Source organism: Methylophaga sp. UBA5088 (assembly GCF_002414625.1).
Classification (GTDB): Bacteria; Pseudomonadota; Gammaproteobacteria; order Nitrosococcales; family Methylophagaceae; genus Methylophaga; species Methylophaga marina.
Genome location: NZ_DIAC01000021.1, coordinates 3,927 through 13,122 on the forward strand (window position 1 = coordinate 3,927; position 9,196 = coordinate 13,122).

Consider the following 9,196-nt stretch of genomic DNA (forward strand, 5'->3'; position numbering starts at 1 on the left):
GAGATAACGGTATTGAGTCAGTTAAGACGAATGCCCCTGATGCCCAAATTGATGATCAAACTTGAATGTTCTTCTCGTATAGAGTGCTGATAATTTCAATTACTGGTTACACAGGAAATTTAAATGAGAGCGTTGCTGAATATCTAATAAAATATACTTACCTCTAAGTAACTAAAACTGGAAATTGGTGGGGAGATATTTGCTCATTGATATGAGTTAATCTCTAGTGGACTGGAAGTGATGCTAGCATTTGTGCGAAGCTGGTTTATTCTAGTTGAAAAGCAGTAATTCACCTCCTTGCTCTGCTACAATCATTCAGAATAAAGTTGCATGAGCAGTCAGGATGACTAAACCACAAACCATTCAAATCTTTCTTCCTTTCGGAAATCCGCAGGGGACACGCGTTGCAGAGATAACGACGCGAACAGTGAGAGTCTTTGATATTCCTCGAAAGCTCTTACCTGAATTTCTCAACATGCCAGAATCATCTCAAGTGGGTTTGTACTTCTTGTTTAGTGAAGTAGATAACGAAGAAAACATCTCTTGTTACGTAGGGCAGAGCGGTGAAGTAGGTAAAAGACTCCAGCAACATCACCAAAAGAAAGATTTCTGGCATCGTGCCATTGTCGCGGTCTCCCTCACTAATACCATCACTGATACGCACGCCAAGTACCTGGAATGGGCGTCGATTAAATTGGGACAAGCCTCTGGCCGTTTCCAACTGGAAAATGGCAACTCTGGGTCCAAACCGCATACTCCAGCTCCGCTTGAAGCTGATTGTGTAGAAATTCTTGAAACCATTCGGGTGTTGATGAGTACGCTTGGCTACCCCGTACTGGAACCTTTACCCAGCCATACCAAAGAAATTCAAAGTACGATTTACTTATGTACTGCACGAGGTGCAAATGCCCGTGGCATACTCAGCTCTGAAGGCTTTACAGTATTGAAAGGTTCAACCTGTGCCATGAAGCCAACAGCCAAAGCAACTCCACAAAGTATAAAAACTCGGCGCCAGAAACTGATTGATAGTGGCGTATTGATTATGAGTAGTGATACGTTAGTTTTCGCTAAAGATCATTTATTTCAATCACCAAGTGGCGCGTCCTGTAGTGTCATATACAGGACATCCAATGGTTGGAGAGACTGGAGAACAGCTGAAGGCGTAGACTTGGCGACCAGTGAAGAAAAAAACATTATTCAATCTAACTAAAGATAACAACCTAAATGGCAGAAAAAAAAGCGGCAAAGAAAACCAAATCATTTGAACAAACCCTATGGGAGAGTGCCGACAAGCTACGTGGGACGGTAGCGTCGTCTGAGTATAAGCACATCGTACTCAGCCTTATCTTCCTGAAGTTTGTTAGCGATAAGTTTGAAGCACGTAAGCAGGAACTGATTGATGAAGGCCAGGGCGACTTTGTTGAAATGGTCGAGTTCTACACCATGAAGAACGTGTTCTTCCTGTCTGAAGAGTCACGCTGGTCAACCATTATTCGTGAAGCCAAGCAGGAAGATATTGCCCTGCGTATCGATACCGCACTGCATACCATTGAGAAGACCAACAAAAGCCTGCGTGGTGCATTGCCCGATAACTACTTCTCACGTCAGGGCTTGGAGCCACGCAATCTCGCCTCTCTTATCGACACCATTAACAACATCGATACCACGGCAGACCGTGAAGAAGATGTGGTTGGACGTGTTTATGAATACTTCCTCGGTAACTTCGCTGCATCAGAAGGTCAACGCGGTGGCGAGTTCTACACGCCCAAGTGTGTGGTTAACCTGATTGCAGAAATGATTGAGCCATACAGAGGCAAAATCTACGACCCCTGCTGTGGTTCAGGCGGTATGTTTGTGCAGTCGATTAAATTTATCGAAAGTCACGAAGGCAACAAAAAAGACATCTCCATCTATGGTCAGGAGCAAACCAGCACCACCTACAAACTAGCCAAGATGAATCTCGCCATTCGCGGTATTGCTGCCAACTTTGGTGATGTACCGGCAGATACCTTCTTTAAAGATCAGCACCCTGATTTAAAAGCCGACTTCATCATGGCGAATCCCCCGTTTAACCTTAAAGGTTGGCGTGGTGCAGATGAACTGGTCGATGACCCACGCTGGGGAGGGTACGACGTACCACCAACAGGCAATGCTAACTATGCGTGGATTTTACACATGGTCAGCAAACTGTCAGAAAACGGTATCGCCGGTTTTGTCTTAGCCAATGGTTCGATGAGTACCAACACCAAAGGCGAAGGCGAAATCCGCAAGAAGCTGATTGAAAACGATCTGGTGGACTGCATGATTGCCTTGCCAGGGCAATTGTTCTACACCACACAGATTCCGGTGTGTTTATGGTTTATTACCAAAAACAAAAAAGCTCAGCAGTTTGATGATGAGCGTAAAGCCTTCCGTGACCGCAGCGGTGAGACGTTGTTTATCGATGCCCGCAATATGGGTACGCTGATCGACCGTACCCATAAAGAACTCACCAGCGATGATTTGGCAGAAATCACCCGCACCTACCATGCATGGCGTGGTGAACCAAAAGACGGCACCTATGAAGACCAAGCCGGGTTCTGCAAATCTGCCTCATTAGATGAAATTAAAGCCAATGATTACGTACTGACGCCGGGACGTTATGTCGGTGCAGCTGAACTGGAAGATGATGGTGTGCCGTTTGAAGAGAAAATGGCAGAACTCACCCAAACTCTTTATCAGCAAATGGCTGAGTCTGAAAAGCTGGATATAATGATTAAGGAAAATCTGGAAGGGTTGGGTTATGAAAAGTAGCTGGAAACCTGTCCAGCTTGGTGATCTTGTTGACATTCAAACTGGCTTTCCTTTTAAAAGCTCTGAATATACAACCGACGATGATGCGATACCTCTTCTTCGAGGTGATAACGTGGTACAGGGAACCTTTCGCTGGGATGGAGTTAAGTATTGGCCAAAAAGCGCCTTGATTGAAAAACACAACAAATACTGGCTCGCAGAACACGATGTCATATTGGCGATGGATCGACCATGGATTGAAGCCGGTCTCAAGACCAGTCAAGTTTCCAAAAGCGACCTGCCTTGTCTGTTAGTTCAGCGAGTTGCCCGCCTCAGATCCAAAAAAGGGCTCGACCAGCATTATCTCAGGTACTTGGTGTCTTCGTATTGGTTTACTGAATATGTCAAACAAGTTCAAACGGGTACTGCTGTTCCTCACATCAGCCCAAAGCAAATAGCTGCTTTTGATTTCTTGCTCCCACCTGAAGGTGAACAAAAGGAAATTGGAAGGCTCCTGAAAAGTCTCGACGACAAAATCGAACTCAACCGCCAGATGAACGAAACGCTGGAGGCGATGGCGCAGGCGTTGTTTAAGAGCTGGTTTGTGGATTTTGATCCGGTGATCGATAACGCACTGGCGGCCGGTAACGAGATTCCAGAACCCCTGCAAGCCCGCGCTGAAAAACGCCAAGCCTTGGGTGACCAGCGCAAACCCTTACCCCCAGAGATACAGGCACTCTTCCCTGAGCGCTTTGTGTTTAACGATGAAATGGGTTGGATACCAGAGGGGTGGGAGCAAACTGCAATATCTGATGTTGCTCAGGTTATCAAAGGCAAATCTTATAAGAGTGCTGAACTCGCAGCATCTCAAACGGCATTAGTTACCTTAAAATCCTTCAATCGTGGAGGTGGTTACAGGTTGGATGGGTTAAAGGAATATACCGGAGCATACAAGCCAGAGCAGGAAGTCACTGCAGGTGACTTGGTAATTGCTTACACCGATGTCACACAAGCTGCAGATGTGATTGGTAAGCCAGCTATGGTTGTTAGCGATGAGAGATACGAACGTTTAGTAATTTCATTAGATGTTGCTGTGGTTCGCCCAGCTAAAGTTGAATACAAAACCTTCTTGTACGGGTTGTCGCAAACAGAGCAGTTTCAGCAGCATACTAAATCACACTCAACAGGCACTACAGTATTGCATCTAAGTAAGAATGCGGTCCCAAGCTATGAGTTTTCAGCTCCTGATCTTCGGTTGATTGAGGCTTTTGATAAACAAGTTGGCCCACTTTTTAGAACTATTGATCTGAATATTAGTAGGGTTCGAACACTCGTAAAGGCTCGTGACACACTTTTACCCAAACTCCTCTCTGGTGAACTCCGTATCGGTGAAGCTGAAAAACAGGTCGCAGAGGCAGTATGAGTCAATTCACCGAAGCCAAGTTAGAGCAAGCCATCATTGAGCTGATAGAGCAGCAGGGCTATCCCTATACGGCCGGTGAAACGCTGGTTCGCGATCCATCAGAAGTCTTGATTCGTGAGGATTTGGAAGGCTTCTTACGTGAACGTTATGCCAGTGAAGGCTTAACGGACGGTGAGCTGGAAACCATCATCCGCCGTTTGATCAACTTCAGTTCGGCAGATTTATATGATTCCAACCGTGCCATCCATAAGCTGGTGGCTGATGGTTTTGTGCTAAAACGTGATGACCATACGCAGAAAGATCTGTTTATCCAGTTGATTGATTATGAGGGCGGCAGCAATCGTTATCGCATCGTTAATCAGCTGGAAATTGAAGGCACGGAAAAACGCATCCCTGATGGCATTTTGTATATCAACGGTTTGCCGCTGGTGGTGTTTGAATTTAAGAGCGCCATCCGAGAGCAAGCCACACTGCACAATGCCTTTGAGCAGCTGACCATACGCTATGCCCGTGATATTCCTGAGCTAATGAAGTACAACGCCCTGTGCGTGATTTCGGATGGCGTGAACTCCAAGCTCGGTTCATTGTTTGCCCCTTATGAGTTCTTCTATAGCTGGCGCAAGGTTACGGGTAATGAGGCCATTGGTCAGGATGGTATTAATTCGCTGCATACGATGATTGAAGGCTTGTTTGAGCAGCAGCGTTTGCTGGATGTGATTCGACACTTTGTGTTGTTCCCGGATGTCTCCAAACGGCAAGAGAAGATTGTCTGTCGTTATCCGCAGTTTTATGCCGCGACCAAGTTGTATCACAACATCATGGCGCATCGTAAACCGGAAGGGGATGGTAAAGGCGGTACTTATTTTGGTGCGACCGGCTGTGGCAAAAGTTACACCATGCTGTTCCTCACGCGTCTGTTGATGCGCAGTGTCAATTTTGAAAGCCCGACTATCGTGTTGATTACTGACCGTACAGATCTAGACGATCAGCTTTCCAAGCAGTTTACTAATGCCAAGGGCTATATTGGCGATCAAACCGTCATCAGTGTCGAAAGCCGGGCACAGTTACGCGAGTTATTAAAAGGCCGCACCAGTGGCGGTGTATTCCTGACCACGATTCATAAGTTCACTGAAGATACCGAGTTACTGACTGACCGGAATAATGTGATCTGCATTTCCGATGAGGCCCATCGTAGCCAGGTGAATCTGGATCAAAAAGTGCGGGTGACAGAGAAAGGTGTGAAACGCACCTTTGGCTTTGCCAAATATCTGCATGACTCGTTACCCAATGCCACCTATGTGGGCTTCACCGGTACACCGGTTGACGCCACGCTGGATGTGTTTGGTCAGGTGGTGGATAGCTACACTATGACCGAATCCGTGCAGGATGAGATCACCGTTCGTATTGTTTACGAAGGTCGGGCAGCCAAGGTCACATTGGATAACGCCAAGCTGCAACAGATTGAGGACTACTACAAAGACGTTGCCGAAGAAGGCGCGAATGAATACCAGATTGAGGAAAGCAAACGCTCGATGCTGAGCCTGAACTCGATTCTGGGGGATAAAGACCGTATTCGTGCATTGGCTGAGGACTTTGTTCAGCATTATGAAAACCGCCTGGAGGAAGGCGGCACAGTGATGGGTAAGGCGATGTTTGTCAGTAGTTCGCGCATGATTGCCTATGCATTGTGGAAAGAACTCAAACAGCTTCGCCCTGAGTGGTTTGAAGTGAAAGAAACGGATGGTTCAAAAGCGCTAACTGAGCAGCAGCTGAAAGACATTAAACCGTCTGAACGCGTGAAGATGGTGTTAACCCGTGGCAAGGATGACCCCAAGGAGCTATGGGACTTGCTGGGCACCAAGGACTATCGAAAAGAACTGGATCGTCAGTTCAAGAACCCACACTCCAATTTCAAAATCGCCATTGTGGTGGATATGTGGCTCACCGGCTTTGATGTGCCATTCCTCGATACCATCTATATCGATAAACCAATTCAGCGCCATAACGTGATTCAGACCATTTCTCGGGTGAACCGTAAGTTTGAAGGTAAGGAAAAGGGCTTGGTGGTGGATTACATCGGCATTAAGAGCCAGCTGAATAAAGCCTTGGCCCATTACTCCAAAACCGATGAGACCAATTTTGAGGATATTCAGACCTCAGTTATTACGGTGAAAGACCACTTGGATCTACTGAACAAGATGTTCCATAAGTTTGATGCATCTCCGTATTTCACTGGAGAAGCACTAAAACAGCTTGAATGCCTCAATATGGCAGCAGAGTACGCCATGATGACCGACAAGCAGGAAAAGCGCTTTATGGGGCTGGTGAAGCGTCTGAAAGCGGCTTATGACATCTGTTCAGGCAGTGAGAAGCTCAGCCAGGATAATCGAGACCAGTCACACTTCTATTTTGCCGTGCGTTCCATTGTGTTCAAACTCACAAAGGGCTCAGCCCCCGACACTGCCCAGATGAATGCCAAGGTAAGGCAGATGATTGAAGAGGCCATCAAGTCAGATGGCGTGGAAGAAATCTTTAAGTTGGGCGAGGGCACAGGTGAGATCGATATTTTCGATGATGACTATCTCGCAAAGATTGAGAAGATCAAACTGCCCAACACCAAAATTAAATTACTACAACAGCTGTTAGCTAAAGCGATCGGGCAATACCAGAAAACCAACCGTGCCCAAGCCATTGAGTTCAGTAAACGCTTCCAGGCACTGGTCGAGAAATACAACGAACGTAAAGAAGAGGATGTGCTGGTCAGTAACGTGCTTGAAGACTTCTCAGAAGAGATCATCAAGTTGTTTGAGGAACTGAAGATTGAGATTCATTCTTTTGTCGATATGGGTATTAATCTCGAAGAGAAGGCTTTCTACGACATTCTTAAAACGCTGATGAAGAAGTACGACTTCAGTTATCCCGATGACAAACTTTTAGAGTTGGCCAAAGCTGTAAAAATCGTCGTTGATGACAAGGCCAAGTACACCGACTGGAGTCAACGCGATGATGTGAAGGCAGAATTGAAGGTTGATCTGATTTTGCTTTTGCACAAGTTTGGCTATCCGCCGGTAGATCATGATGAGGTCTACAAAGAGATATTTACGCAAGCTGAGAATTTTAAGAAGAATGCTACTCAATAAAGAAGTACGCTAAAAAATTGTGATGACTAAATCGCCACTAATTTACTAAACAACTTTTTTGACCATTTTTCAATCTTACATTTGTACTGCAAACTTTGAAAATCACAGGTATCAAATGATTATTATTAGATATTTACTGCTTTTTCGCTCTGCTTAAAACCTGCTCCAATACAATTTCTAGCTCTAAATCCCTTCTCATCCACCGGCGTGAAGGCACAAATATTCTCTATTCAAAAATAATAGCCCACACTCATGGATAAATGACTTTGAGCTGGGTCTTGGATACTGGCTTATTGCATTTGTGATGAGCATACACTCAAGGTCTAAAACTAGTGTTATTTCACTCATTCGAGTTTCCTAAACACACATCTATGAATAATTTCATACCTGAGGTGACATAGATGTCTAAAGCCCACCCATGGGATCAGTTTGCGCAAATCTTCGTGATTTGAAAAAACGCACTAAATTAAATTTTTGTAATTTTTTTATCAAAACAATAATTTACAATTTCGCCGATTTTGTATCTAGATAACATTATGAAATTAAATAGAAATCTCTAAAAAACTGTGCGACAACAGGTATGTGTTTTTGGGGGGGGGGGCGCATGATTGTGAAAGTTTCACCGGGGCAGGTAACAATGAGTGACTGGAATATTGTGATAGTTCAGTACAAAGGGGACGAGATCGAAAAATTTCTTGGCTACTGCTATGAACGCCAAAATATCAGGTTTAGTTCAAAGGTTATTACGTATGGCCCAAAGTCGAATACGGGGAAAACATTATCTAGCTCAGAATATTTCTTTCTGGTTCGCCCTGGGCTCCTACACCTTCGGCGCAACTCTATTTAGTACATTTCAGTATGAATAAAGGTATTCCAGTTCGACTTAAATATTAGGTGAAAGTGATGCATTGGCAACTAGCAGAAAAAATTTATAAACGGTGTCCGACCATTTATCGAGGCAGAAACTTAGGACCTGATCAGAACTTAATGTGCTTCGGATTTGAATGCGGTTCTGGTTGGTATGAGCTGATCTTAGATCTATCAATACAACTAGAAAAAATAACAGAAAAATTACGTGCAGATGGAATGGATCCTGACTACCTGCCCATGGTTATGCAAGTGAAAGAAAAATATGGCGGATTAAGTTTCTCCCTTACCTACTATACAGACGAAATGAACGTGTTAATTGATAAGGCCGAGGAAGACTCTTTAACAACCTGTGAAGAGTGTGGTGCTGAAGGAAAACTAATGAGCGTGTATGGGCGGTTTCAAATGACCTGTTGTGAGGAGCACCTACCTTCAATAGTGTCGCATAGTGAAACTAGTGATGTGTAACCCATAAACACTAGAAAGAATACATTGTCAGGTTTGTCTAGTTACCAACTGGATAAATTCATCATTTTAATTGGAGATAAGTATGATTATGCCATTGGCACCAGCTCAAGTAACCATGTCTGAATGGAATATCATTGTGATTATTAAAGATGGAAAAAAGATAGAAAAGTTTCTTGGGTATTCCCTACATGACAATACTTATAGAATCAGCAGTCAGGTACTAGAGTATGACGCTGAAAACAAAAGAGGCTTCACTGAATCTGGCTCAGTTTATGAATTCATCGATGCACCTGGAGAGTTACACCCGGAGGCCCAAGAGATCTTTGACAAACTCAACGCCTGGGAAATGGTTAGCGTTTCTCTAAAGTTTGAAATAGAGCAACCATAATAGCTGAATGATCCGAGTGCACATGAATTATGGTTTACTCCTATCTAGAGGAGTAAACCATAGCTATCAAGTACAGTTTCATACTAGAGAACTGTATTGTGAATAATACTAATTATGTAGTGGTCAACTAATTCCGGA

General features: G+C 44.5%; 7 protein-coding genes. All 7 read left to right on the top strand.

Going from position 1 to position 9,196, the window contains the following annotated elements; translation table 11 throughout:
- Positions 1–65 (top strand): DUF1508 domain-containing protein (locus tag B4K20_RS16990; RefSeq protein ID WP_414683363.1); only part of this gene is annotated, 65 nt, incomplete at its 5' end.
- 278 nt (positions 66–343) lie between these two features.
- Positions 344–1,210, top strand: a complete 867-nt coding sequence (locus tag B4K20_RS02750; protein ID WP_286304717.1) for a GIY-YIG nuclease family protein — start codon at positions 344–346, stop codon at positions 1,208–1,210.
- 14 nt (positions 1,211–1,224) lie between these two features.
- Positions 1,225–2,793: a type I restriction-modification system subunit M gene (locus tag B4K20_RS02755; protein WP_289281797.1), complete on the top strand. Its 1,569-nt coding sequence runs from the start codon at positions 1,225–1,227 to the stop codon at positions 2,791–2,793.
- A complete protein-coding gene (locus tag B4K20_RS02760; RefSeq protein ID WP_286304716.1) occupies positions 2,783–4,195 on the top strand; it encodes a restriction endonuclease subunit S in 1,413 nt (470 codons plus the stop codon). The genes B4K20_RS02755 and B4K20_RS02760 overlap by 11 nt, the downstream gene beginning before the upstream one ends.
- On the top strand, positions 4,192–7,335 hold the full coding sequence (locus B4K20_RS02765) for a type I restriction endonuclease subunit R (protein ID WP_286304715.1): 3,144 nt from the start codon (positions 4,192–4,194) through the stop codon (positions 7,333–7,335). Before B4K20_RS02760 ends, B4K20_RS02765 begins: the two co-directional genes overlap by 4 nt.
- 903 nt (positions 7,336–8,238) lie before the next feature.
- Positions 8,239–8,670: a hypothetical protein gene (locus tag B4K20_RS02770; RefSeq protein ID WP_286304714.1), complete on the top strand. Its 432-nt coding sequence runs from the start codon at positions 8,239–8,241 to the stop codon at positions 8,668–8,670.
- An 82-nt stretch (positions 8,671–8,752) separates the two neighbouring features.
- Positions 8,753–9,058, top strand: coding sequence for a hypothetical protein (locus B4K20_RS02775; RefSeq protein WP_286304713.1), 306 nt, complete (start codon positions 8,753–8,755; stop codon positions 9,056–9,058).
- Positions 9,059–9,196 lie beyond the last annotated feature (138 nt).

Coding starts and splice junctions, on each gene's coding strand:
- B4K20_RS02770 (WP_286304714.1), top strand. CDS start 8,239: ATGCATTGGCAACTAGCAGAAAAAATTTATAAACGGTGTCCGACCATT.
- B4K20_RS02760 (WP_286304716.1), top strand. CDS start 2,783: ATGAAAAGTAGCTGGAAACCTGTCCAGCTTGGTGATCTTGTTGACATT.
- B4K20_RS02765 (WP_286304715.1), top strand. CDS start 4,192: ATGAGTCAATTCACCGAAGCCAAGTTAGAGCAAGCCATCATTGAGCTG.
- B4K20_RS02755 (WP_289281797.1), top strand. CDS start 1,225: ATGGCAGAAAAAAAAGCGGCAAAGAAAACCAAATCATTTGAACAAACC.
- B4K20_RS02750 (WP_286304717.1), top strand. CDS start 344: ATGACTAAACCACAAACCATTCAAATCTTTCTTCCTTTCGGAAATCCG.
- B4K20_RS02775 (WP_286304713.1), top strand. CDS start 8,753: ATGATTATGCCATTGGCACCAGCTCAAGTAACCATGTCTGAATGGAAT.